A 23,084-nucleotide genomic window follows, 5' to 3' on the forward strand; every position below is an offset into this window, starting at 1 on the left:
GCCATGAGCGAGGCCGGCTCGCTGGGGCAACCTGGCGAAGCTGGCCAGCCGACGCCACTGATTGAGTTGCACGGCATCCGCAAGCGCTATGGCGGCCATGACGGCGCGCCGGCCGTGGAAGTGCTGCGCGGCGTGACCCTGTCTATCGGCGCCGGCGAATTCGTCGCCATCGTCGGCGCCTCCGGTTCCGGCAAGTCGACCCTGATGCATCTGCTGGGCTGCCTGGACCGGCCCAGCGACGGCACGTACCGCTTCGCCGGCCAGGACGTGGCCAGCCTGAATCCCGATGAACTGGCGTGGCTGCGGCGCGAAGCGTTCGGCTTCGTCTTCCAGGGCTACCACCTGATCGCCACGGAATCGGCGCGCGAAAACGTGGAAGTGCCGGCCCTGTATGCGGGCATGCCCGCCAGCGCCCGCCATGCCCGCTCCGAAGCGCTGCTCAAGCGCCTGGGATTGAAGGACAGGCTCGACCACCGTCCGAACCAGTTGTCGGGCGGGCAGCAGCAGCGCGTGTCGATTGCCCGCGCCCTGATGAACGGCGGGCGCATCATCCTCGCCGATGAACCGACGGGGGCGCTCGACAGCAGCAGCGGCGCCGAAGTCATGGCCCTGCTGGGCGAACTGGCCGACGCGGGCCACACCATCATCCTGATCACGCATGACCGCAAGGTGGCCGCCCAGGCGCGCCGCGTGATCGAGATCAGCGACGGCGCCATCGTTGAAGACTCGGGCGCCATCGCCATTCCCGCCGCCTCGACGGCCCTGCCGCCGCTGGACATGTCGCGCGCCGCCCACGATACGGGCGCGTCGCTGGGCACGGAACTGCTCGACGCGGCGCGCGCCGCCTGGCGCGTGCTGTGGATCAACCGCTTCCGCACGGGCCTGACCCTGCTGGGCATCATCATCGGCGTCGCGTCCGTGATCGTCATGCTGGCCATCGGCCTGGGCACGCGCCAGCAGGTGATGGCGCAACTGGGCGCCTTCGGCTCGAATTTGCTGTACATGGCGTCGCGCGGCGAAAGCTCGCGCATTCCCGGGCGCAGCATCACCCTGGCCGACCTCGATGCGCTCAAGGACGTGCCGGGCATTTCCCACGTGCTGCCGAATGTCACGGGCAACAAGGTGATTCGCCACGGCAACCTCGACGTGCAGACCTACGTGCGGGGCACGGGCCCGGCGCTGCCGCAGATCCAGACCTGGCCCGTGGCCAAGGGCGGCTTCTTTACCGAGGAAGACGAGCGCGAGATGGCCACCGTGGCCGTGCTGGGCGCGCACCTGGCGGAAAAGCTGATGCCCGACGTGGCCAATCCCGTGGGACAGAACATCCTGATCGGCAACGTGCCGTTCCAGGTGATCGGCGTGATGAGCGCGAAGGGCGCCCTGACGGGCGAAAAGGATGAAGACGACGTGCTGCTGCTGCCGTTTTCCACGGCCGGCATCCGCGTCTTCGGCCAGCGCGAGCCGACGTACACCGTCATGGCGGTGGCCGACGTCAAGCGCGTGACGGAAGTGGAGGCGGCCGTCGACGCCACCATGTTCGAGCGCCACGGCATCCGCGACTACGGCATCAGCAACGCGGCCGCGTCGATCGCCGCGGAAGCGAAGACGCAGGACAACATGACCATCATGCTCAGCCTGATCGCCGCCGTCTCCCTGGTGGTGGGCGGCATCGGCGTCATGAACGTGATGCTGATGACGGTGCGCGAGCGCACGCGTGAAATCGGCATCCGCATGGCGACGGGCGCGCGCCGGCGCGACATCCTGCGCCAGTTCCTCACCGAAGCCGTGCTGGTGTCGGTGGTGGGCGGCGTGGCCGGCATCGTGGTCGGCGTGACGGTGGCCGGCTTGCTGCTGGCGTGGGACGTGCCCGTGATCTTTTCGCTGAGCGCCATCGCCGGCGCGTTTGGCTGCGCCGTGGTGACGGGACTGGTGTTTGGCTTCATGCCGGCGCGCAAGGCGTCGGGACTCGATCCCGTGGTGGCGCTGGCGGGACAGTAATCCTGTCGCGCGGCCGGGCATTCTGCTGGCATGTTCGCCTGCCTTTGCGTTGTAGCAACAACGCCAGGGCAGGCTTTCCATAAAAAAGATTGCTCTCGGTTCAACACACGGTACTATCTCCCCATAATAAAAAAGCAGTGTTTCGCGTAGTCTTGCCCTGGCGGGCACACACCAACCACCACAGGAGAACCCGATGCAAAAGAAATTGACCTTGAAGACCGGTATTGCCGCCGCCCTCATGCTGGCGTTCGGCATGGGCGCCGTGCAGGCGCAGGCGCAGGAAGTAGTGCGCCTGGGCAACTTGAAATTTGCCCATTACGGCGCCGTGTCGTATATCAAGGAAATTGCGCCCAAGTGCGGCATCAAGGTGGAAGAGCATGTCTTTGCCAAGGGGCTCGACGTGATGCAGGCCATCATCGCCGGCGAACTGGACGTGGGCGCGACGGCGTCCGAGGCGGCCATTTCCGGCCGCGCCGGCGGCGCGCCCATCTACGTGGTGGCCGGCTTTGCCAAGGGCGGCGCGCGCCTGGTGGCGGGGGCGGGGCAAAAAATTGCCAATGTAAAAGATTTGAAGGGCAAGCGCGTGGGCGTGACGCGCGGCGGCATCCAGGAAGTGCTGCTGCTGGCGGAACTGTCGCAGGCGGGCCTGACGTATGCCGAAACCAAGGGCAAGGACGTGCAGCTGGTGTTCCTCGCCTACGCCGACCTGAACCAGGCGCTGATGGGCAAGAATATCGACGCCATGATGCAGTCGGAGCCGCAATCGTCGCAAGCCATCAACAAGGGTTTCGGCACTGAAGTCATCAAGCCGTATGACACGCCGATCGGCGAACCCGTGCGTACCATGGTGATGACGGAAAAGTTCTACAAGGAACGCCGCCCCGTGGCGGAAAAATTCATGCGCTGCTTCGTCGAGGCCACCAAGACCTTTATCGACAACAAGGCGACGGCAGAGAAATACGTGCGCGAAGTGGTGTTCCGCGGGCAGATCACGAAAGACGACTTCGACGATGCGATCAGCAACTCGCCGTATTCGTATGACATCACGCCCGAGCATATCCAGATCACCACCGATGTGATGGTGAAAACGGGCGTGGGCCGCATGGCGAAGCCGCCCGTGGCCAAGGACTGGGTCAAGACGGATTTGCTGGAACAGGCGAAAAAGAGCCTGAATGTGAAGTAAATCAGGAAGTCATGAAAAAAAACCTCCGCGCCAGTGATGCCGCGGAGGTTTTTTCATGCTGCGCGCTTGCCGCCGGCGGGCGGTTAGCGGGCGTTAAAGCCCATCCAGCCTTTTTCCGTCTGCCGGAAGCTCAGGGTGTAGATGCGCGTCAGTTCATCGCCTTTCTTGAGCTGGCGGTTGATGATGGCGCCGTAATTGTCCAGCACGATCTGGTCCGCCCATTGCAGCAGGTTCTCGAAGCGCTCGGCCGTCATCGCCGCCTGGCGCGCCAGCAAGGCCGCGGGGATGGCCTTCTTTTCCTGCTCCTGCGCCCAGAATGTGCGGAAGGCCTTGTTTTCGCCGCCCATGCCGCGCGCCATCAGGCCCAGTCCCATACTCATGCCCGCGGAACTGTCCGCCCTTGCTTGCGCCTCGAGTTTGTCGGCCATGTCGGCCAGCAACTCCAGGTAGCCCACTTTGGCGCGCAGGATTGCCGAGCCCTTGATTTCATACTGTTCGTTTTCTTTCCAGCCATTCAGCTTTTCCAGCTTGGCGATGTCAAAGTAATCCTTGTACAGGTCATAGCTTTGGATCGAGGTGCGGAAATAGTCTTCATAGGTGGACTGGGACGGCGTATCTTTCATGCAGCCGCTGAGGACGGTGCAAACGGCCAGCAGGAGGCAAGTCCAGGAAATTTTTTTAAAAGAAAGCATGGCGATGGGAAAAGTGGCGAAAGGGAGATGGCGGCAGTTGGAAGTTGCTCTGTGGACATAATTATAGGACTGGCTAATCATGATGGCAACATGGCCGCTGCGTGAGATGCGCCAGTGCGGGGAAAGATTGCCAAAATCTTGAGGGTGCGCCACCCCGCCGCCCCTCAGGCGCGATATCATGGCAGGCTTGCGGTATCGGCTGGCGGCCAAGTGCCTGTGCCGTGCCGCTACCCCGAATCGCGCTTGCCGGCTATGGTGTAAACTTAAAACATGCAGACTTACTTCTTTCTCGTCGCCGCCCTGTTATATGCGGCGTGTGCGGTGCTTCCCCCGTCGCGGCCCCGGCTCATTGCCGGGCTGACAGGCGTCGCCTGGCTGGCGCATGCCGCCACCCTGTGGTTCGACCTGATGGCGCCGGGCACCTTGCGCTTCGGTTTTTCCGCCATGCTGTCGGCCGCGCTGTGGGTGTCCGTGGGCGCTTACTGGATCGAGAACCGCAATTTCAGCCTCGATGGCTTGCGCCGCATGGTCATGCCCAGCGCCGTCATCGCCATCGGCCTGGCCTGGGCCTTTCCCGGCAGCCAGGTCAGCATGGAAGGCAAGTCGGCCGTCTTCGGCTGGCACATCGCCGTGGCCGTGCTTGCCTATAGCACCCTGACGATCGCCGCTTTCCACGCCGTGCTGATGGCGCTGCAGGAATCGCGCCTGCATACGCGCAGCGAAAGCCGCGGCTTCATCGGCAGCGCGCTGGACCAGTTGCCGGCCCTGCTGACGATGGAAAAATTATTGTTCCGCATGATCGGCCTGGGCTTCATCTTGCTCAGCCTGACCGTGCTGTCTGGCATCGTCTTTTCCGAACAGCTGTTTGGCAAGGCCCTGAACTGGGATCACAAGTCGGTGTTTACCATGCTGTCGTGGCTGCTGTTCGCCGCCTTGCTGGCGGGCCGCCGTTTTCGCGGCTGGCGCGGCAAGACGGCCTTGACCTTTACCCTGGCCGGTTTCGCCACCTTGCTGCTGGCCTATGTCGGCAGCCGTTTTGTACTTGAAGTGGTTTTACACCGAGGATTCGCATGACACGTGTTTTATTCTGGCTGGCGCTGGTGTTTCTGGTGCTGTTTGCTATCCGCAGCAAGATCCGTGGCATGCAGCAGCGTGCCCGTGCGCAACAGCAGCAGCGGCCCAACCCGTTTACGCCGCCGGTGCGGCCGCAGGAATTGCCTGATGCCGAGCTGATGCTGTGCTGCGCCCATTGCGGCGTCTATTACCCGGCGTCCGAAAACGTGCAGGCCAAGGGCCACGATTACTGCAGCCACGCGCACGCCACGCTGTAAGCGGTCGCGCGCCGTCCCTGCATTGCTCATCCGTATCGTAACGTCCCCTCTGGTCCGCCAGGCGTAGCATCTGCAGGAAGCGGCTCCGGCCGTCATCGCAGAAAGGCCCGCTGATGCCTGACTCCCTCTCCCGTTCGCCTGGCCTGGCCGCCGCCGGCATGCCGGCGGCGCCGCAACTGATCGGCAACTCGCCCGCCATGCAGGCGCTGCGCGCGCAGATCCGCCGCATTGCCGGCAGCGGCGCACCGGTGGCCATCCGTGGCGAATCGGGCAGCGGCAAGGAGCTGGCGGCGCGCGCCATCCATGCGCAGGGCGCGCGCGCGGGCTTGCCGTTTATTGCCGTCAATTGCGGCGCCATTCCCGAAGCGCTGATGGAGGCGGAATTCTTTGGCTGCCGCCAGGGCGCTTACACGGGCGCCCTGCATGAGCGCCAGGGCTTGTTCCAGGCGGCGCATGGCGGCAGCCTGCTGCTCGATGAAGTGGACGATTTGCCGCTGGCCATGCAAGTGAAGCTCTTGCGCGCCCTGCAGGAGCGCCGCGTGCGCAAGCTGGGCGGCAGCCGGGACGAAGCCGTCGACGTGCGCATCCTGTGCGCCAGCCAGCACGGCCTGGCGCGCGGCGTGGCGGCCGGCACGTTTCGCCGCGATTTGTATTACCGGCTGAATGTCATCGAGCTCGCCGTGCCGCCGCTGCGGGAACGGCTGGCCGATCTGCAGGTATTATGTGAGGCTATCCTGACGCGCCTGGCGCCACGGCAAGGCGTGCGCCTGGCGCCGTCCGTGCTGGCGGCGCTGGCCGCGCATGCGTTTCCCGGCAATGTGCGCGAACTGGAGAACATGCTGGAGCGGGCGCTGGCTTTTGCCGACGATGGCGTGATCGTCGCCGATGGCCTGGGCTTGCCGCCGGCGGCGAGCGCCGGCACCGGTGCCAGCATCACGCCCTTGCGGCCGGCATCGCCAGTGCCGGAACGGCAATTGTCGCTGCCCGGCATGGCGCCGCGCAGCATGGCGCCGGTGTTGCCGCTGGCATGGTATTTGTGCCAGGCGGAGCGGGAAATGATCACGCTGGCCCTGGTGCGGGAACGCTATCACCGCGCGCGGGCGGCGCAGCAGCTGGGCATCAGCGTGCGCCAGCTGCGTTACAGGATGCACAAGTTGACGATACAGGAGCCCCGCTTTGATGACGGCATGGAAGATAGATGACGATGGCTGGTGCGATGGCGCCGTGCGCTACGACTCGCCGTACTGCGATGCGCGCCCGGAAGGGGCGCAGATCGACTTGCTGGTGATCCATAATATCAGCTTGCCTGGCGGCCACTTTGGCGGGCCGCATGTGTCGGACTTGTTTACCGGCCGGGTAGATTATAATGCCGATCCTTCTTTTGCCGACCTGCGTGGTTTGCAGGTCTCGGCGCACTTTTTTGTGCGGCGCGACGGTGCGCTGTTGCAATATGTTTCGGCTGACCAGCGCGCCTGGCATGCCGGCACGTCCTCGTTCGAGGGACGCCCGCAGTGCAATGGCTATTCCGTCGGTATCGAACTGGAAGGTTCGGACTTCGTCCCCTTTCAGCCGCGGCAATACCGCGTGCTGGCGGCACTGACGGCGGCGCTGGCGGCGCGCTACGGGCTGGCGCATGTGCGTGGCCATGAGCATGTGGCGCCGGGAAGGAAGACGGATCCGGGGCCGTTTTTTGACTGGCATTTCTATCAAGAATGCTGGCAGGAAACCCAGCGGGAACGGCCTGCGTTAGCGCTTACTACGCGGGCATTGGGCTTCCCGCCGCCGGCCTGAAAAGTCAACCGAAATCGTAGAAGAAAGCACAAAAAATTACGCCGGCCGATGCCGGAAAACTATTGCATCCCCTTTCGATGGGCACTACAATTAGTACAGAAATTGGATTTAAAGACTATATCTAGTGCCACCTCAGACGTTTTCAGAATTATTGTCAAAGCCACTCTACTTGCTGTCATGGCAATGGAAACTGGCGGTTCACCACCCTTGATCGTGTTTCGCGCCAGCCAGGCAGGGCGGTTTGGCGATATGGATTCTGACCCTGTTCGTGCATTATGAATTTACTATTTAGCAACACTATTACCTGAAGAAACCCTGACCATCGGGCGTTCTATTCAACCACACACGCGGCAGCAAAACTGCAGGCTGACTTTAGCTGACAACGGGAGCTTCAATGCAATCACCTCAAGATATTTCCATCCATCCAACGCCAGTATCGCCAGCGCCAGGCGCGGCCAATAGCGTGGCGAGTACGGGCGCGGCCTTGGGCGACTATCGCATCATCCGCCGCAACGGTGCGGTGGTGGCATTTGAGCCTTCGAAGATCGCCATCGCCATGACCAAGGCGTTTTTGGCCGTTAACGGCGGCCAGGGCGCCGCGTCGGCCCGCATCCGCGAACTGGTGGAACAATTGACGGACGGCGTCGTGGCCGCGCTGGTACGCCGCCACCCGGGCGGCGGCACCTTCCATATCGAAGACGTGCAGGACCAGGTGGAATTGTCGCTGATGCGTTCGGGCGAGCACGACGTGGCGCGTGCCTACGTGCTGTACCGTGCCAAGCACATGGAAGAGCGCCGCCTGCAGAAGGAAGCGCAAGGCGCTTCCGCGCAAGTGACCGCACCGCAACTGAACGTGACCGACAACGGCGTGCGCCGCCTGCTGGACATGCAGGAAGTGCGCGACCTGATCAACGCTGCCTGCGCCGGCCTGGAAAAGCACGTCGATGCCGATGCCATCCTGGCGGAAACCGTGAAAAACCTGTACGACGGCGTGCCGGTGGAAGAACTGCACAAGTCGGCCATCCTGGCGGCGCGCGCGCTGATGGAAAAAGACCCGGCCTACAGCCAGGTCACGGCCCGCATCCTGCTGCACACGGTGCGCAAGGAAGTGTTCGGCAAGGAAGTGCCGCAAGCGGCCGCTGCCGCCGAATACCTGACATATTTCCCGCAATACATCGCCAAGGGCATCGCCGCCGAGCTGCTGAACCCGGTACTCGCCAGCTTCGACCTGGAGCGCCTGGCCAAAGCCATCGTTGCCGACCGCGACTTGCAATTTGGCTACATCGGCCTGCAAACCCTGTATGACCGCTACTTCCTGCACATCCAGGACGTGCGCATCGAAATGCCGCAGGCGTTCTACATGCGCGTGGCCATGGGCCTGGCGCTGAACGAGGCGGACCGCGAAGCGCGCGCCATCGAGTTCTACAGCCTGCTGTCCTCGTTCGACTTCATGAGCTCGACCCCGACCCTGTTCAACTCGGGCACCCTGCGCTCGCAGCTGTCGTCGTGCTACCTGAGCACCGTCTCCGATGACCTGGAAGGCATCTACGACGCCATCAAGGACAACGCGCTGCTGGCCAAGTTCGCCGGCGGCCTGGGTAACGACTGGACGCCAGTGCGCGCCCTGGGCGCCCACATCAAGGGCACCAACGGCAAGTCGCAAGGCGTGGTGCCTTTCCTGAAAGTCGTCAATGACACGGCCGTGGCAGTCAACCAGGGCGGCAAGCGCAAGGGCGCCGTCTGCGCCTACCTGGAAACCTGGCACATGGACATCGAGGAATTCCTCGACCTGCGCAAGAACACGGGCGATGACCGCCGCCGCACGCACGACATGAACACGGCGAACTGGATTCCCGACATGTTCATGAAGCGCGTCATGGAAAAAGGCGAGTGGACCTTGTTCTCGCCGTCGGACACGCCAGACCTGCACGACAAGGTCGGCAAGGCCTTTGAGCAGGCTTACGTGGGCTACGAAGCCAAGGCCGCCGCCGGCGAAATCCGCGTCTTCAAGAAGATCGCCGCACTGGACCTGTGGCGCAAGATGCTGTCGATGCTGTTTGAAACGGGCCACCCATGGATCACGTTCAAGGACCCTTGCAACATCCGCAGCCCGCAGTCGCACGTCGGCGTCGTCCACAGCTCGAACCTGTGCACGGAAATCACCCTGAACACCAGCAGCGATGAAATCGCCGTCTGCAACCTGGGTTCCGTGAACATGCCGGCGCACATGAAGGAAGGCAAGCTCGATCACGTCAAGCTGGCCAAGACCGTCCGCACCGCCATGCGCATGCTCGACAACGTCATCGACATCAATTACTACGCCGTCGACAAGGCGCGCAATTCGAACATGCGCCACCGTCCGGTCGGCATGGGCGTGATGGGCTTCCAGGACTGCCTGCACATGATGCGCATCCCGTTCGCCTCGGACGCCGCCGTGTCGTTCGCCGACACCTCGATGGAAGCCGTCTGCTACTACGCCTACCTGGCGTCGACGGAACTGGCCGAAGAGCGCGGCCGCTATGAATCGTATGCCGGTTCGCTGTGGGATCGTGGCATCCTGCCGCAGGACTCGGTGAAACTCCTGGCCGAAGAGCGCGGCGGCTACCTGGAAGTCGATTCCTCGTCGGCCATGGACTGGACCCCGGTACGCGAACGCATCGCCAAGTTCGGCATGCGCAACTCGAACTGCGTGGCGATCGCCCCGACGGCGACGATCTCGAACATCATTGGCGTATCGGCCTGTATCGAGCCGACGTTCCAGAACCTGTACGTGAAATCGAACCTGTCGGGCGAATTTACCGAGATCAACGGCTACCTGGTGCGCGACCTGAAGGCGCGCGACCTGTGGGATGAAGTCATGATCTCCGACCTGAAGTACTTCGACGGCTCGCTGGTGAAGATCGACCGCATCCCGCAAGACCTGCGCGATATCTACGCCACCGCCTTTGAAGTGTCGCCAAGCTGGCTGGTGGAAGCGGCTTCGCGTCGCCAGAAGTGGATCGACCAGGCCCAGTCGCTGAACATCTATATGGCTGGCGCGTCGGGCAAGAAGCTCGACGAGACCTACAAGCTGGCATGGCTGCGTGGCCTGAAAACCACCTACTACCTGCGCACCATCGCCGCTACCCACATGGAGAAGTCGACCTCCAAGACGGGCGCGCTGAACGCCGTGGCAGTCGACGGCGGCATGTCGGCCAGCGCGCACAGCGCAGCGGCAGCTGCCGCGGTGGCAGCCGCTCCGGCGGCGGCGCCGGTGGTGGCAGCGGCAGCGGACGATGCGGATGGCGAAGCTTGCTACCTGCGTCCCGGCGATGACGGCTTTGAGGAATGCGAAGCCTGCCAGTAACAGCCGGATGCGCGGAACGCCCTGTCGGGCTTGCGCGCGACGGTGTTGAAATCATTTAAAGTGGTCAGCCCGGCACGGTCGGGCTGATTCAATGTTGTTAATGTCCGTATTGTCCGATTGAACGGGCCTGTTGCGGATCGCCGGCTCGCCGGCATGGAAAGGAAGAAGATTATGTCGTTGTCATGGGATGATGAAACCACGTCGGCAGCTGTGCCGCGTCCGGCGCAGCAAGCGCCACTGGGTAATACCGATTTGAACCTGCCGGCCGGTGCCGAGCCGTCCGAAGCGAACGCCGAACAAGTCGCGCGCCGCGTGAATGCCGACGACAAGCGCATCATCAACGGCAAGACCGACGTCAACCAGCTGGTGCCGTTCAAGTACAAGTGGGCATGGGACAAATACCTGGCCGGCTGCGCCAACCACTGGATGCCGCAGGAAGTGAACATGCAGCGCGACATCGAGCTGTGGAAGAACCCGAACGGCCTGACGGACGACGAGCGCCGCCTGGTCAAGCGCAACCTGGGCTTCTTCGTGACCGCCGACTCGCTGGCCGCCAACAACATCGTGCTGGGCACCTACCGCCACATCACGGCGCCGGAATGCCGCCAGTACCTGCTGCGCCAGGCGTTCGAGGAAGCGATCCACACGCACGCCTACCAGTACATCGTCGAATCGCTGGGCCTGGACGAAGGCGAGATCTTCAACGCCTACAACGAAGTCAAGTCGATCCGCGACAAGGATGAATTCCTGATCCCGTTCATCAACACCCTGACCGATCCGGCGTTCGTCACCGGCACGGTGGAAAACGACCAGAAGCTGCTCAAATCGCTGATCGTCTTCGCCTGCCTGATGGAAGGCCTGTTCTTCTACGTCGGCTTCACGCAGATCCTGGCGCTGGGCCGCCAGAACAAGATGATGGGCGCGGCGGAACAGTACCAGTACATCCTGCGCGACGAATCGATGCACTGCAACTTCGGCATCGACTTGATCAACACGATCAAGATGGAAAACCCGCAGCTGTGGACGGCCGCCTTCCGCGAAGAGATCAAGGATCTGTTCATGAAGGCCGTGGAACTGGAATACGCGTACGCGGAAGACACCATGCCGCGCGGCGTGCTGGGTCTGAACGCGCCGATGTTCAAGGGCTATCTGCGCTTCATCGCCAACCGCCGCGCGCAGCAGATCGGCATCGAGCCGCTGTTCGCCCAGGAAGAAAACCCGTTCCCGTGGATGAGCGAGATGATCGACATGAAGAAGGAACGTAACTTCTTCGAGACGCGCGTGACGGAATACCAGACCGGCGGCGCGCTGAACTGGGAATAATTAGATAAGGAAATGAAAAAGTCCCATGAGTTGCAGCTCATGGGACTTTAGGGAAAAGAAGGCCAAACAACAACCTCTGGCTTTCTCTTGATGCTATTTCTATGTACTAGAAGCCGAAGTTTAAACTTCGAAAGCCGATATGGCAAGGCTCAAGTTCATCATCGAGGTATGCGATGAAAGGAACGACACATGAAAATCTGTGCCTATCCCAAGTCCGTGCATGTGACGCAATACTGGCGCTTCCGCTTTGGAAAGCTTGAAATTGTGAGTGAGCACTGCCGGTCTCCACGCTCGCGATAGTGGATTAACGAGGACGGTTTTTTGCCGTCCTCGTTAGGGGATTTGGATAGTTTTCATGATGCAAATGCAACTTGAACCTTGTAGGAGTAAAGAACGAATTTTTGAGTTTAACTCACTCATACGTACCTTTTGATATCGACTTAGAAAGTTTTATCATGACATTTAATAGTAAAAAAACCTCAACGGGAATTGCCTCCCAAGCCGCAGAGACCTTGAAAAATCCGAATGCCTCTGCGGTGGCTAAGAGTTTGGCTGGTTCGGCATTGGCACAGGTACAAGGCGCATACCAGACAGGAAAGGCGATGGAGGCAAAGGCGTCGCAAGTGCTGCAAAGCAGTAAGTACAGCGACGATACCAAAGCCCTAGCTGCTTCATTACTATCACAGTCGAATAAACTTCGATAAGCTCAATGCGCCGTAAATTTTACGGCGCATTTTTTTTGCATTTTTTGGGTAACGATGATGTGATAGCTATCTTTTGCATTGTCTGTGTCCGGAAACGAGTGGGCTTTTCGTGACCACCGACCCTCTGGCCACTAACAACATCGTGCAGAGCAGCTCCCTCTACGACGCCACATCACGGCGCCGGAATGCCGCCAGTACCTGCTGCGCCAGGCGTTCGAGGAAGCGATCCACACGCACGCCTACCAGTACATCGTCGAATCGCTGGGCCTGGACGAAGGCGAGATCTTCAACGCCTACAACGAAGTCAAGTCGATCCGCGACAAGGATGAATTCCTGATCCCGTTCATCAACACCCTGACCGATCCGGCGTTCGTCACCGGCACGGTGGAAAACGACCAGAAGCTGCTCAAATCGCTGATCGTCTTCGCCTGCCTGATGGAAGGCCTGTTCTTCTACGTCGGCTTCACGCAGATCCTGGCGCTGGGCCGCCAGAACAAGATGATGGGCGCGGCGGAACAGTACCAGTACATCCTGCGCGACGAATCGATGCACTGCAACTTCGGCATCGACTTGATCAACACGATCAAGATGGAAAACCCGCAGCTGTGGACGGCCGCCTTCCGCGAAGAGATCAAGGATCTGTTCATGAAGGCCGTGGAACTGGAATACGCTTACGCGGAAGACACCATGCCGCGCGGCGTGCTGGGTCTGAACGCGCCGATGTTCAAGGGTTATCTGCGCTTCATCGCCAACCGCCGCGCGCAGCAGATCGGCATCGAGCCGCTGTTCGCCCAGGAAGAAAACCCGTTCCCGTGGATGAGCGAGATGATCGACATGACGAAGGAACGTAACTTCTTCGAGACGCGCGTGACGGAATACCAGACCGGCGGCGCGCTGAACTGGGAATAAGCCAGCGCTCTCCAACACCCGAAGCGCCGTCACATGACGGCGCTTTTTTTTCGTCCCGGCGCCAGAAAAATCCCGTCGCCGCGGCACGTCGGAAAGCGTCGCCGGCACGGCGCAAAAATGCGCGGGCATCGGCCGCTGCGACACGGCTTGCGCCAGTTTTTTCAGAGGCCGCGCGCGGCCGCATCGCAGTCTGAAAATATCGTTTCCGGACACGCTGGCGGCGGCATTTGGCGCGCGATTGTGCGATAGCGCGCGTATCGTGCAAAAAAGCCCGCTAAAACGTGTCGTGCCGGTTGCGCATTGACAAGGTTTTCGTGTACTTTATGAGATTGCAAATGCGAGCGTTAGAATGCGGGGTTTTTTAACCAGCGCGGTAACGAAAAAACCTCGCAAAACAGGGATACAGATTTACACGGATATGCACAAAACCACACCGTTTTCGTCTGCCGCCGTGCCCGAATTTTTTCAGGCATGGCGGTTTTTTATTTGACGCTTAGGTGTTGTAGCGAGCGCGATGCGAGGAGCGAAAAAACGCACGGCATCGAAAACGAATGACCGAATTCAGACTTTGCCACCAGCTGCGAGATAAAGCAGGGTGGCACCGACGATGGCTGAAGTGCTGCAAACGTGAGGAGTTGCAGCAGTTCAGCTGGTGCCGAATTCATTAGCGCAAACGACCGTTTGTGCCGATGAATAATTCGCCTGGCCTATCCCTGTGGTGGGTCGGACGGGTTTAAATCTTGTAGCTTAAATTTCTCATCTCAGATGAAGGAGAGACAAATGGCAACAGCCGCTAAGAAATCAGAAGTAAAGAAACCAGCCGCCAAGGCTGCTCCTGCCGCGAAGAAGCCGGCAGCCGCAGCCAAGCCGGTTGCCGCTAAACCAGCTGCCAAAGCCGCAGCCAAACCAGCCGCAAAACCAGTCGCCAAAGCCGCAGCCAAGCCTGCAGCAAAAGTGGCTGCCAAGCCAGCCGCAAAACCAGTCGCCAAAGCCGCAGCGAAACCGGCGGCGAAGGCCGCAGCCAAACCGGCAGCCAAGCCAGCAGCGAAAGTTGCAGCGAAGCCTGTCGCCAAGGCAGCAGCCAAGCCAGCGGCGAAAAAAGCCGTTGCCAAGCCAGCAGCAAAAGCGGCAGCGAAACCTGCCGCCAAGGCAGCAGCCAAGCCTGCAGTGAAAAAAGCCGCAGCGAAACCTGCAGCCAAGCCGGCAGCAAAACCGGTCGCCAAGGCAGCAGCCAAGCCGGCAGCGAAAAAAGTCGTCGCCAAGGCAGCAGCGAAGCCGGCAGCAAAAGCGGCAGCCAAGCCAGCAGCAAAAGCTGTAGCGAAGCCAGCGGTGAAAAAAGCCGCAGCCAAACCGGCCGCCAAGGCAGCAGCGAAACCGGCCGCCAAGGCAGCAGCCAAGCCGGCAGCGAAAAAAGTCGTCGCCAAGGCAGCAGCCAAGCCGGCCGCCAAGGCAGCAGCGAAGCCAGCAGCCAAGGCGGCAGCGAAGCCAGCGGCCAAGGCAGCGGCCAAGCCTGCAGCAAAAGCGGCAGCCAAGCCAGCAAGCAAGGCGGCAGCCAAGCCAGCGGCTAAGGTAGCAGCCAAGCCAGCAGCAAAAGCTGCAGCGAAGCCAGCCGCCAAGGCAGCAGCGAAGCCAGTAGCGAAGCCAGCAGCAAAAACGGCAGCCAAGCCGGCAGCCAAGGTTGCAGCGAAACCTGCCGCCAAGGTAGCCGCAAAACCGGCAGCCAAGCCAGCGGCCAAGGTAGCAGCGAAGCCGGCAGCAAAAGCTGCAGCCAAGCCAGCCGCCAAGCCAGCCGCCAAGCCGGCAGCGAAAGCCGCAGCGAAACCTGCCGCCAAGCCAGCCGCAGCGCCAGTCGCGGCAGTAGCACCGGCCGCGCCGGCGCCAGCAGCAGCTCCAGCGGCACCAGCCGCCGTGGCCGCCAAGCCAGCCGCCAAGAAGGCCGCGCCTAAAAAGGCCGCACCGAAGAAGGCAGCTCCTGTCGCCAAGCCATCGGCGCCTATCGCACCTGTAGCAAAAACCGTGTTGGCACCGGCCGCAGCCTGGCCATTCCCAACCAGCACCCGCCCATCGTAATTTTCACGATACGGATGCCTGGATGAGGCAACACGCCGCTGTGTGACTCAATCACACAGCGGTTTTTTTTTGGAGAATTAGTCGTGCTGATCGTAATCCTTACATTGATCGTTGATACCATCGCCACCTTGCTGGGCGGCGTCCTGCTGCTGCGCTTCTGGATGCAGGCTGTGCGCGTGCGGCCGCCGTCGTCCGTGGCGCAATTCACCTTTCAATTGTCCGACTGGCTGGTGCGCCCCCTGCGCCGCGTGGTACCTGGCGTGGGCGGGTATGACTGGGCCAGCCTGATTGGCGCGTTCCTGATCGTCTTGCTGGCCAGTACGGTCCTGCTGATTTCCGGCTATCCGTTCGAGGCCGTGCTGCTCAAGTCGCTGCAACGTTTCCTGCAATGGATACTCTACGGTTTCATGGCCTTGCTGATCATTGAAGCCATCTTCAGCTGGGTCAACCCGCATGCGCCGCTGGCGCCCTTCGTGCGGGCCCTGAACGAGCCGCTGCTGCGTCCGATACGCAAGGTCGTGCCGCTGGTCGGCAGCCTGGACTTGTCGCTGCTGGTCGCGCTGATCCTGCTGCAGATCGCGCAAGTGCTGGTGGGAATGATTTTTGTGGTGAGATAGGGCCTTGCAGGCAAGGCAGGGGACAGATCCCCTCGCAGGTTCGCGCTGAGCTTTGCGCCAGCGCTGGCGAGGGTCTGACCCCGGGATGCAAGCTATCTGTTAATAGCGATAGCCGAACGCCGCTTCAAACTGGTCGGCGATGCTTTCCTGTGTAAACACATGGTTTTGCGCGCCCTGGGTGGCGATCTTGATGGCGCCCAGCAGGCTGGCCAGGCGGCCGCTGGTTTCCCAGCCCAGGTCGTTGGTGATGCCGAACAGCAAGCCGGCACGGTAGGCGTCGCCGCAGCCCGTCGGGTCCAGCACTTCTTTGGCAGCCACGACAGGAATGTCGATGCGCTTGCCGTCCGTATAAATCTCCGAACCCTTTTCACCACGCGTGATGATCAGCGCGTCCAGGCGGCTGGCGATGTCCGCCAGGGTCAAGCCCGTGCGTTCCATCAACATTTCGATTTCATAGTCGTTGGCGGACACATAGGTGGCCTTGTTGATGAAGTCGATCAATTGGGCGCCATCAAAGCGCGGTAATTGCTGGCCTGGGTCGAACATGAAGGGGATGCCCAGCTCGGCCAGGTCGGCGGCGTGCTTGAGCATGCCCAGGTCGCCGTCCGGCGAAATGATGGCCACCCTGGCCGGACCCGCGTTGGCGATCGGGTTTTCATGCGCGAACGCCATGGCGCCCGGATGGAAGGCGTTGATCTGGTTATTGTCCGCATCGGCCGTGACGAAGCATTGCGCGTTGTAGCTGTCGGCCTTGATCAGGATGTTGGCGGTGGAAATGCCCAGCTTTTGCAGGCGCTCCAGGTAGGCGGCGCTGTCCTGTCCCATGACGCCGACGATGCGCGGCTCGCCGCCCAGCATTTTCAGGCTGTAGGCGATGTTGCCCGAGCAACCACCGAATTCCGTGCGCATGGTGGGCACGAGGAAGGACACGTTTACTTTGTGCAACTGGTCCGCCAGCAGGGATTCGCCGAAGCGGCCGGGAAATTGCATGATGGTGTCGGTGGCAAGCGAGCCGCAGATCAACGATGTTTTGGTCATGATAGTGTCGGTTAAGGGTAAAAGATGGCGATATGATAACCAGACGCCGTGAGCTGGTCTAATGCGAAATACAGTTTGATGGTTTGTTCCGAGCGCGGCGCAAAACCCTGGCTGACGTCGATGGTGGCCGGCAGGTACTCGCGCGGCGCGATGACGCGGCGTAACACGGGCTTGTCATTGGCATCATTGAGGATCAGTTCGATGCTGGGCCAGGCTTGCACGCTGCGGCTCTGGTTGCGCAGCAGCGAGACATACGAAAACGTCTGCTCCTTCAAGGTCTGCAATTCGCCCTGCTCGATGGACAGCGCCTCGATCTGCGCCGGCAAGTCGACCTGGCAGCCGCTCATGGCACACAGCGCCACCAGGGCCGGCTTCCACTGCGGGAACTGCGCTGCCAGCGGATTGCGGAAGGTGGTCATCACTTGCAGCAGCAATAACAGCAGCAGCGCGACGGAGCCGAGGGCCATGGCCGCGCGCAGGGCCTTGCCACTCTGTTCGCGGCGCCGGCCCTGGGTGACGAAGGCCGGTTCCTCGTCGGCGGGCGGCACGGGTGTTTCCTCCTGATCCCCGGCGGCTTCAGGTAGCACGGCGGCAGGCAGCGCTTCGAAGGAGCGGTCGGCCAGGGTCGGTTCCTGGCGCACGGACGGCGGCGGGACAGGCTTGTCCAGGCTGACCTTGCCGGCGGCCGGCAGTACGGGCGCGGCGCCGGCGTCCAGGCTCGGTTCGCGGCGGCTGTCGCGCAAATACGTGGCAAAGGCGGGCGCGTCGTCGGCCTGGCGGCGCCTGAAAGGCGCCATCGGCTGGGGCAGCGGCGGTTCCGGTTCCGGCAGGTCGGCCGGGGTTTTTTCAGGGGACGCTTTTGAGGCCTCGACAGGCGTATTGCGCGGTTCGGCGGCAGGCGGCTCGGCCAGCGCCTCGGCGGGCAGGCCCACGTCGAGGTCCAGCTCGATGTGTTCGTCGTCTTCGTCATCCTTCAGTTGCGCCGTTTCCGGCAGGATGCCGAACGGGTCGAACGAGGTGTCGAAGTCGAGGGAATAGATGGGTTCGTCGTCCGTCGCGGACGGCAGGCTGTCGTCCGGCGGGTAAGGGGCCGGCAGGGACGTGGACAACGGCGCGGCAGCGGGGCCGGACGTTAAAAACGGCGATGCCGCAGCTGGATCGACCAGTGCGGCATTGCCGTCGAAGACTTCCCTGCACGTGCCACAGCGCACGATGCCCCCACGTAACTTCAACTGGTCAGCAGCGACCCGAAATATCGTGTTGCAATGGGGGCATTTGGTGGCGAGGGCCATTGCTGTGCTTATGCACCTTCCGCGCGGGGCGCTGGGGCGTGCGTGCTGCCCAGGCGGCCATGCAGCGCCACCCAGCCATCTTGTTCGGCCCATACACCCAGCTCGATGAACGGCGCGTAGGCAGCCGCCACTTCTTCCGCCTGGCGTGCCAGCACGCCGGACAGGATCAGGGCGCCGCCATCGGCAACGCGGCCCGACAGCATCGGCGCCATCAGTTTCAATGGGCTCGACAGGATGTTGGCGACGACGATGTCAAATTTGGCCGTGGCGTGTGCCGAGGTGGCAAACGTGTCTGGCAAGAAATATTCGATCTCGCACTGGTTGCGCTCGGCATTGTCGCGCGCCGATTCGATCGCCTGCGGGTCGATATCCACGCCGGCGACCGTTGCCGCTCCGAGTTTCTTGGCCACCATGGCCAGGATGCCGGAACCGCAACCGTAGTCGAGCACGGTCTTGCCGGGCGCGGGATGCGCTTCCAGCCATTCCATGCACAGGCGCGTGGTCGGGTGGCTGCCCGTGCCGAAGGCCAGGCCAGGGTCCAGTTCCAGGATCAGGCCGTCAGGGTCCGGTGCCTCGTGCCAGCTGGGCACGACCCAGATATTCTTGCCGATGTGAATCGGCGCGAATTGCGACTGGGTCAGGCGCACCCAGTCCTGCTCTTCCACGGGGCGCACGGAAAACGCGGGCGCCTCCGTCATGCCGACGGCTTGCGCGGCGGTCGCCACGATGGCGGCCTGGTCGGCGTCAACGTCCGTCAGCGCCACCACGCGGCTGCGTTCCCACGCCGCTTCCTTCGGTTCCATGCCGGGTTCGCCAAACAGGGGTTGCTCGGCTTCCGTGCCTTCGTCGGCGTCTTCCACCGACACCGACAGGGCGCCCGCTTCCATCAATGCGTCGGACATGGCCTCGGCGTTGTCGCGGGCGATTTCGATGACGATTTCAGTCCAGCTCATGCGCCCGCCTTGATTTCGGACTTCTTGGCGATGCTGGGGCTGCCGCTATTCAGGTTCTTGCCCAGGTCCGGCATGTCGGCCAGCTTCTGTTCCAGATAGTGAATATTCGTGCCGCCTTCGATGAAGCGCGCGTCGATCATCAGTTCGCGGTGCAGGGCGATGTTCGTGTTGATGCCTTCGACCACCATTTCGGACAGGGCGATCTGCATGCGGCGAATCGCCTGTTCGCGCGTGGCGCCGTAAGCGATCACTTTGCCGATCATCGAGTCGTAGTGCGGCGGCACGTAGTAGCCGGCATAGGCGTGCGAGTCGACGCGGATGCCCGGGCCGCCCGGCGCATGCCACGACACGATCTTGCCTGGCGATGGCGTGAACTTGAACGGATCTTCCGCATTGATGCGGCACTCGACAGCGTGGCCCGACAGCATGACGTCGCGCTGGCGGTAACGCAGTTTTTCGCCGGCGGCGATGCGGATCTGTTCCTGCACGATATCGATGCCGGTGATCATCTCGGTGACGGGATGTTCCACTTGCACGCGGGTATTCATTTCAATGAAATAGAACTCGCCGTTTTCGTACAGGAATTCAAACGTGCCGGCGCCGCGGTAGCCGATCTTGCGGCAGGCTTCGGCGCAGCGGTCGCCAATTTTTTCGATGAGCTTGCGCGGGATGCCCGGCGCCGGTGCTTCTTCGATCACCTTCTGGTGGCGGCGCTGCATGGAGCAGTCGCGCTCGCCCAGCCAGACGGCGTTCTTGTGTTCGTCGGCGAGGATCTGGATTTCCACGTGGCGCGGATTTTCCAGGTACTTCTCCATATACACTTCAGGGTTGCCGAAGGCCGTGCCGGCTTCCGTCTTGGTCATCGCCACGGCGTTGATCAGGGCAGCTTCCGTGTGCACCACGCGCATGCCGCGACCGCCACCGCCACCGGCGGCCTTGATGATGACCGGGTAGCCGATCTTGCGGGCAATTTGCACGATCGCTTTCGGATCGTCCGGCAACGCGCCTTCCGAGCCGGGTACGCACGGTACGCCGGCCTTGATCATGGTTTGCTTGGCCGATACCTTATCGCCCATCAGGCGGATGGACTCGGAGCGGGGGCCGATGAAGACGAAGCCCGATTTTTCGACGCGTTCGGCAAAGTCGGCGTTTTCCGACAGGAAGCCATAGCCTGGGTGAATCGCTTGCGCATCCGTCACTTCAGCGGCGCTGATGATGGCGGGCATGTTCAGATAGCTCAGGGCGGACTGTGCCGGCCCGATACAAACGGATTCGTCGGCCAGCTTGACGTATTTCGCGTCCTTGTCGGCTTCGGAGTGGACTACAACCGTCTTAATGCCCATTTCGCGGCAGGCGCGCTGAATACGGAGGGCAATTTCACCACGGTTGGCAATCAGGATTTTTTCAAACATGGTATAGGTTCGCGTATGTCTGTGAGAGCCGGCGAGCCGGCGAAACAACAAGTGTGAGGGGCTAAAACTGCAAACGGCCGTTGCCGGCCGTGTGGACTGGTTTTTAGCCGATCACAAACAAGGGTTGGCCGAATTCGACCGGTTGGCCGTTTTCGACCAGGATCTGGGTCACGACGCCGGCTTTGTCCGAGTCGATTTCATTCAGGAGCTTCATCGCTTCGATGATGCACAGGGTATCACCTTCCTTGACGGTGGAGCCCACTTCGACATACGCGGCGCTGCCAGGCGCGGAGGAACGGTAGAAGGTGCCGACCATCGGCGACTTGACGACATAGCCGGTTGGCTCGGCGGCAACCACGACGGCGGCAGCTGCAGGTGCTGGCGCGGCGGCTGGCGCGGCTGGCTGGTATTGGGCTTGCATGCCTTGCGGCTGCATCATGACCATCTGGTTTTGCGGCATGGCCGACGATTTGACGATGCGAACCTTGCTTTCGCCTTCGGTAACTTCCAGCTCTGCGATATCCGATTCGGCGACCAGGTCGATCAAGGTCTTGAGTTTTCGTAGATCCATGTAAAACCCCTAGGAATGTAGTTTGTTTTATGAGTGATGCGGTGATGTCCAAGAACCTATCGCCGCGCTAAATGCGTGCAGATCGCGTAGATTAACGTTTTTTAAGCGCAAAGTCGATGGCAAACCGATATCCATCGATACCTAGCCCGCAGATCGTCCCCTGCGCGATCGCGCTGAGAAATGAGTGATGTCGAAACGTCTCGCGTTGATAAATATTCGAGATATGGACTTCCACAAACGGGATGGCGACCCCGGCCAGCGCATCGCGCAAGGCGACGCTGGTATGGGTCAGGCCGCCCGGATTGATGACAATGGCATCGATCCCTTCCGCTCGCGCGGCATGGATACGGTCGATCAGCGCGCCTTCATGGTTGCTTTGAAAGCAGACCAGGTCGGCACCGGCCGCCATGGCTTGCGCCATCGCTGCCTGTTCGATATCGGCCAAGGTGCTGGCGCCGTAGACCTCAGGCTCGCGCGTCCCCAGCAAATTCAGGTTGGGGCCGTTGAGCAGAAGGAGGTTTTTTGCCATGTATGGAAGACCGTTTTAGCGAAAGTTCCGCATTTTGCCGCCAAAGATACGCATTGGCAAGAGAAAAAAGCACGCTCCGAATTTACAAATTGTCCAGATCGGCGCGCAACTGATCGAATTTCAAGCGCCCCAGATAGGTCTTTTTGACTTCGCCATCGACGCCGATCAGCACCGTAAAGGGCAAACCGCCCGTGGCATTGCCAAAATGGCGCGACAGGTCGGTGCCGCTCATGCCGGACACATACACAGGATAGGCGATCTTGAACTTGCTGGCAAAGGTGGCAATATTACTGGCCGAATCGATGCCGATGCCGATCACTTGCAGGTTTTTTGCCGCATAATGGCCTTGCAATTCGGATAACTCCGGCATTTCCTCCACGCACGGCGGGCACCATGGCGCCCAGAAATTCACCAGCAGGTTCTTGCCTTTCCATTGTGACAATGCTTGCGTGGCGCCTGCCGCGTCCGGCAGCGACAGTGCATACAGTTCGTTTACGGGACCCGTTGCGCCAGGGGCGATGGTGGTTGTCACCGGCGCCGCCTTTTCTTTCTCTTTATGCATGCCCACATAGGCACCCATGCCGCCGAACATCAGGGCAACGATGGCACAGGCGATCCAGTTCTTTTTTGTCATGGTTCTTTAATCTATCTTCTATCTATGTCAGTGGTCGGGGTGATCCGCTTGCCGGTCCGCCAGGCTGGCGGCGAGCAGGCTGCGCAGTCCCGCAATATCGGTGCGCAGCACCTTGCCGTCCTTGGCCTTCAGCGCGCCGCGCATGTCGTCGAGTTCATACATGGCCGCGTGCACGCCTTCATTTTTCCACAAGAAACTGGCGGTCTCGACCGCATCATAACGCGCTCCCTTGAAATGCGGGCTTTCCGACATGTCGAGCAGCACATTTTTATTCAGCAGGAAGATGTGGATATCCTTGGCGCTGTCGGCAAACAGCTGCAGATAGATCTCGTCGTGCGGGCCGGCCGTGCCATTCAGCACGGGGCCGCTCAGCAGGGGATGGAATTGTTGCAAGGCTTCCATCACCTGCAGCGCGATGGTGCGCAGCTGAAATAAACGCGCCGGCTGGCTGTCGGCCAGGAACAGGGCGTTATAGTGGCGCACCTGTTCCTCGATCATGTCGTTGTCGGGCAGTACATTGGGCCGGCTGGGTGCATCGCCCAATACTTGCCGCGCCGCCTTGCGCTTGGCGCTGCCATAGTCGGCGCCGTCCTGCGCCACCAGGCGCGCGGCAGCGGCGGCAATTTCCAGGCGCACGAGCGCGCTATCGTCAAATGCATCAGTCGTCATGAGCGAGATGATACTCCGAAGC

At 61.5% G+C, this 23,084-nt stretch carries 20 protein-coding genes and 1 pseudogene; 11 read left to right on the top strand and 10 right to left on the bottom strand.

Annotated elements, in window-relative coordinates:
- The first annotated feature begins 3 nt into the window (after positions 1-3).
- Together ACZ92H_RS09790 and ACZ92H_RS09795 are read left to right on the top strand one after the other, a co-directional pair.
- Positions 4-1,998 (top strand): MacB family efflux pump subunit, encoded by a 1,995-nt coding sequence (locus ACZ92H_RS09790; RefSeq protein WP_465049246.1) that lies wholly within the window; start codon positions 4-6, stop codon positions 1,996-1,998.
- Positions 1,999-2,191: 193 nt separating this feature from the next.
- Positions 2,192-3,181, top strand: a complete 990-nt coding sequence (locus ACZ92H_RS09795; protein ID WP_465049174.1) for an ABC transporter substrate-binding protein — start codon at positions 2,192-2,194, stop codon at positions 3,179-3,181.
- Positions 3,182-3,264: 83 nt separating this feature from the next.
- Here the strand turns inward: ACZ92H_RS09795 and ACZ92H_RS09800 are convergent, their stop codons facing one another.
- Complete coding sequence (locus ACZ92H_RS09800) at positions 3,265-3,804, bottom strand: hypothetical protein (protein WP_465049176.1); 540 nt, start codon at positions 3,802-3,804, stop codon at positions 3,265-3,267.
- A gap of 339 nt (positions 3,805-4,143) precedes the next feature.
- On the opposite strand from ACZ92H_RS09800, the gene ACZ92H_RS09805 reads away from it, so the two are divergent.
- The 8 genes and pseudogenes from ACZ92H_RS09805 to ACZ92H_RS09840 all read left to right on the top strand — a co-directional run.
- Positions 4,144-4,947, top strand: coding sequence for a cytochrome C assembly family protein (locus ACZ92H_RS09805; protein WP_131373619.1), 804 nt, complete (start codon positions 4,144-4,146; stop codon positions 4,945-4,947).
- A complete protein-coding gene (locus ACZ92H_RS09810; RefSeq protein ID WP_077408507.1) occupies positions 4,944-5,204 on the top strand; it encodes a PP0621 family protein in 261 nt (86 codons plus the stop codon). Before ACZ92H_RS09805 ends, ACZ92H_RS09810 begins: the two co-directional genes overlap by 4 nt.
- A gap of 113 nt (positions 5,205-5,317) precedes the next feature.
- Complete coding sequence (locus ACZ92H_RS09815) at positions 5,318-6,406, top strand: sigma-54 interaction domain-containing protein (RefSeq protein ID WP_465049177.1); 1,089 nt, start codon at positions 5,318-5,320, stop codon at positions 6,404-6,406.
- The gene (gene ampD, locus ACZ92H_RS09820; RefSeq protein WP_131373726.1) at positions 6,384-6,995 is read left to right on the top strand and encodes a 1,6-anhydro-N-acetylmuramyl-L-alanine amidase AmpD; all 612 of its coding nucleotides are present in this window, start codon (positions 6,384-6,386) and stop codon (positions 6,993-6,995) included. Before ACZ92H_RS09815 ends, ampD begins: the two co-directional genes overlap by 23 nt.
- Positions 6,996-7,389: 394 nt before the next feature.
- The gene (locus ACZ92H_RS09825; protein ID WP_465049178.1) at positions 7,390-10,341 is read left to right on the top strand and encodes a ribonucleoside-diphosphate reductase subunit alpha; all 2,952 of its coding nucleotides are present in this window, start codon (positions 7,390-7,392) and stop codon (positions 10,339-10,341) included.
- Positions 10,342-10,512: 171 nt separating this feature from the next.
- A complete protein-coding gene (locus ACZ92H_RS09830; protein ID WP_070218582.1) occupies positions 10,513-11,664 on the top strand; it encodes a ribonucleotide-diphosphate reductase subunit beta in 1,152 nt (383 codons plus the stop codon).
- Between the two features lie 371 nt (positions 11,665-12,035).
- Positions 12,036-12,368, top strand: coding sequence for a hypothetical protein (locus ACZ92H_RS09835; RefSeq protein ID WP_465049179.1), 333 nt, complete (start codon positions 12,036-12,038; stop codon positions 12,366-12,368).
- Between the two features lie 100 nt (positions 12,369-12,468).
- Positions 12,469-13,277: pseudogene (locus ACZ92H_RS09840) on the top strand (ribonucleotide-diphosphate reductase subunit beta); the annotation flags it as partial.
- 761 nt (positions 13,278-14,038) lie between these two features.
- Here the strand turns inward: ACZ92H_RS09840 and ACZ92H_RS09845 are convergent.
- Positions 14,039-15,049, bottom strand: coding sequence for a hypothetical protein (locus tag ACZ92H_RS09845; RefSeq protein ID WP_465049180.1), 1,011 nt, complete (start codon positions 15,047-15,049; stop codon positions 14,039-14,041).
- 381 nt (positions 15,050-15,430) lie between these two features.
- Between ACZ92H_RS09845 and ACZ92H_RS09850 the strand changes: the two genes are divergently transcribed.
- Positions 15,431-15,964: a YggT family protein gene (locus tag ACZ92H_RS09850; protein WP_465049181.1), complete on the top strand. Its 534-nt coding sequence runs from the start codon at positions 15,431-15,433 to the stop codon at positions 15,962-15,964.
- 99 nt (positions 15,965-16,063) lie between these two features.
- Here the strand turns inward: ACZ92H_RS09850 and ACZ92H_RS09855 are convergent, their stop codons facing one another.
- From ACZ92H_RS09855 to ACZ92H_RS09890, 8 genes are all read right to left on the bottom strand, one after another.
- Positions 16,064-17,002 carry a carbohydrate kinase family protein gene (locus ACZ92H_RS09855; protein ID WP_131373623.1) on the bottom strand — a complete coding sequence of 313 codons (939 nt, stop codon included), beginning with the start codon at positions 17,000-17,002 and terminating at the stop codon, positions 16,064-16,066.
- An 11-nt stretch (positions 17,003-17,013) separates the two neighbouring features.
- Positions 17,014-18,294: a DUF3426 domain-containing protein gene (locus ACZ92H_RS09860; RefSeq protein ID WP_465049182.1), complete on the bottom strand. Its 1,281-nt coding sequence runs from the start codon at positions 18,292-18,294 to the stop codon at positions 17,014-17,016.
- Positions 18,295-18,302: 8 nt separating this feature from the next.
- Positions 18,303-19,247: a 50S ribosomal protein L11 methyltransferase gene (prmA, locus tag ACZ92H_RS09865; RefSeq protein ID WP_465049183.1), complete on the bottom strand. Its 945-nt coding sequence runs from the start codon at positions 19,245-19,247 to the stop codon at positions 18,303-18,305.
- Positions 19,244-20,659 carry an acetyl-CoA carboxylase biotin carboxylase subunit gene (accC, locus tag ACZ92H_RS09870; RefSeq protein ID WP_131373626.1) on the bottom strand — a complete coding sequence of 472 codons (1,416 nt, stop codon included), beginning with the start codon at positions 20,657-20,659 and terminating at the stop codon, positions 19,244-19,246. The genes prmA and accC overlap by 4 nt, the downstream gene beginning before the upstream one ends.
- A 103-nt stretch (positions 20,660-20,762) precedes the next feature.
- The gene (gene accB / locus ACZ92H_RS09875; RefSeq protein ID WP_086137068.1) at positions 20,763-21,230 is read right to left on the bottom strand and encodes an acetyl-CoA carboxylase biotin carboxyl carrier protein; all 468 of its coding nucleotides are present in this window, start codon (positions 21,228-21,230) and stop codon (positions 20,763-20,765) included.
- Between the two features lie 91 nt (positions 21,231-21,321).
- Entirely contained in the window at positions 21,322-21,759 is a 438-nt protein-coding gene (aroQ, locus tag ACZ92H_RS09880) for a type II 3-dehydroquinate dehydratase (RefSeq protein ID WP_034746628.1), read from the bottom strand.
- Between the two features lie 82 nt (positions 21,760-21,841).
- Positions 21,842-22,393: a TlpA family protein disulfide reductase gene (locus tag ACZ92H_RS09885; protein WP_465049184.1), complete on the bottom strand. Its 552-nt coding sequence runs from the start codon at positions 22,391-22,393 to the stop codon at positions 21,842-21,844.
- A gap of 27 nt (positions 22,394-22,420) precedes the next feature.
- The gene (locus tag ACZ92H_RS09890; protein ID WP_131373628.1) at positions 22,421-23,062 is read right to left on the bottom strand and encodes a hypothetical protein; all 642 of its coding nucleotides are present in this window, start codon (positions 23,060-23,062) and stop codon (positions 22,421-22,423) included.
- Positions 23,063-23,084: the final 22 nt, after the last annotated feature.

It is taken from the genome of Janthinobacterium foliorum (genome assembly GCF_978021625.1).

Bases quoted from the DNA above. Each gene is read 5' to 3' on its own strand.
- ACZ92H_RS09815 (WP_465049177.1), top strand. From the start codon at position 5,318: ATGCCTGACTCCCTCTCCCGTTCGCCTGGCCTGGCCGCCGCCGGCATG.
- ACZ92H_RS09860 (WP_465049182.1), bottom strand. From the start codon at position 18,294: ATGGCCCTCGCCACCAAATGCCCCCATTGCAACACGATATTTCGGGTC.
- ACZ92H_RS09790 (WP_465049246.1), top strand. From the start codon at position 4: ATGAGCGAGGCCGGCTCGCTGGGGCAACCTGGCGAAGCTGGCCAGCCG.
- ACZ92H_RS09825 (WP_465049178.1), top strand. From the start codon at position 7,390: ATGCAATCACCTCAAGATATTTCCATCCATCCAACGCCAGTATCGCCA.
- ACZ92H_RS09810 (WP_077408507.1), top strand. From the start codon at position 4,944: ATGACACGTGTTTTATTCTGGCTGGCGCTGGTGTTTCTGGTGCTGTTT.
- ampD (WP_131373726.1), top strand. From the start codon at position 6,384: ATGACGGCATGGAAGATAGATGACGATGGCTGGTGCGATGGCGCCGTG.
- ACZ92H_RS09890 (WP_131373628.1), bottom strand. From the start codon at position 23,062: ATGACGACTGATGCATTTGACGATAGCGCGCTCGTGCGCCTGGAAATT.
- ACZ92H_RS09800 (WP_465049176.1), bottom strand. From the start codon at position 3,804: ATGAAAGATACGCCGTCCCAGTCCACCTATGAAGACTATTTCCGCACC.
- ACZ92H_RS09830 (WP_070218582.1), top strand. From the start codon at position 10,513: ATGTCGTTGTCATGGGATGATGAAACCACGTCGGCAGCTGTGCCGCGT.
- accC (WP_131373626.1), bottom strand. From the start codon at position 20,659: ATGTTTGAAAAAATCCTGATTGCCAACCGTGGTGAAATTGCCCTCCGT.
- ACZ92H_RS09805 (WP_131373619.1), top strand. From the start codon at position 4,144: ATGCAGACTTACTTCTTTCTCGTCGCCGCCCTGTTATATGCGGCGTGT.
- prmA (WP_465049183.1), bottom strand. From the start codon at position 19,247: ATGAGCTGGACTGAAATCGTCATCGAAATCGCCCGCGACAACGCCGAG.
- ACZ92H_RS09855 (WP_131373623.1), bottom strand. From the start codon at position 17,002: ATGACCAAAACATCGTTGATCTGCGGCTCGCTTGCCACCGACACCATC.
- ACZ92H_RS09885 (WP_465049184.1), bottom strand. From the start codon at position 22,393: ATGACAAAAAAGAACTGGATCGCCTGTGCCATCGTTGCCCTGATGTTC.
- accB (WP_086137068.1), bottom strand. From the start codon at position 21,230: ATGGATCTACGAAAACTCAAGACCTTGATCGACCTGGTCGCCGAATCG.
- ACZ92H_RS09795 (WP_465049174.1), top strand. From the start codon at position 2,192: ATGCAAAAGAAATTGACCTTGAAGACCGGTATTGCCGCCGCCCTCATG.
- aroQ (WP_034746628.1), bottom strand. From the start codon at position 21,759: ATGGCAAAAAACCTCCTTCTGCTCAACGGCCCCAACCTGAATTTGCTG.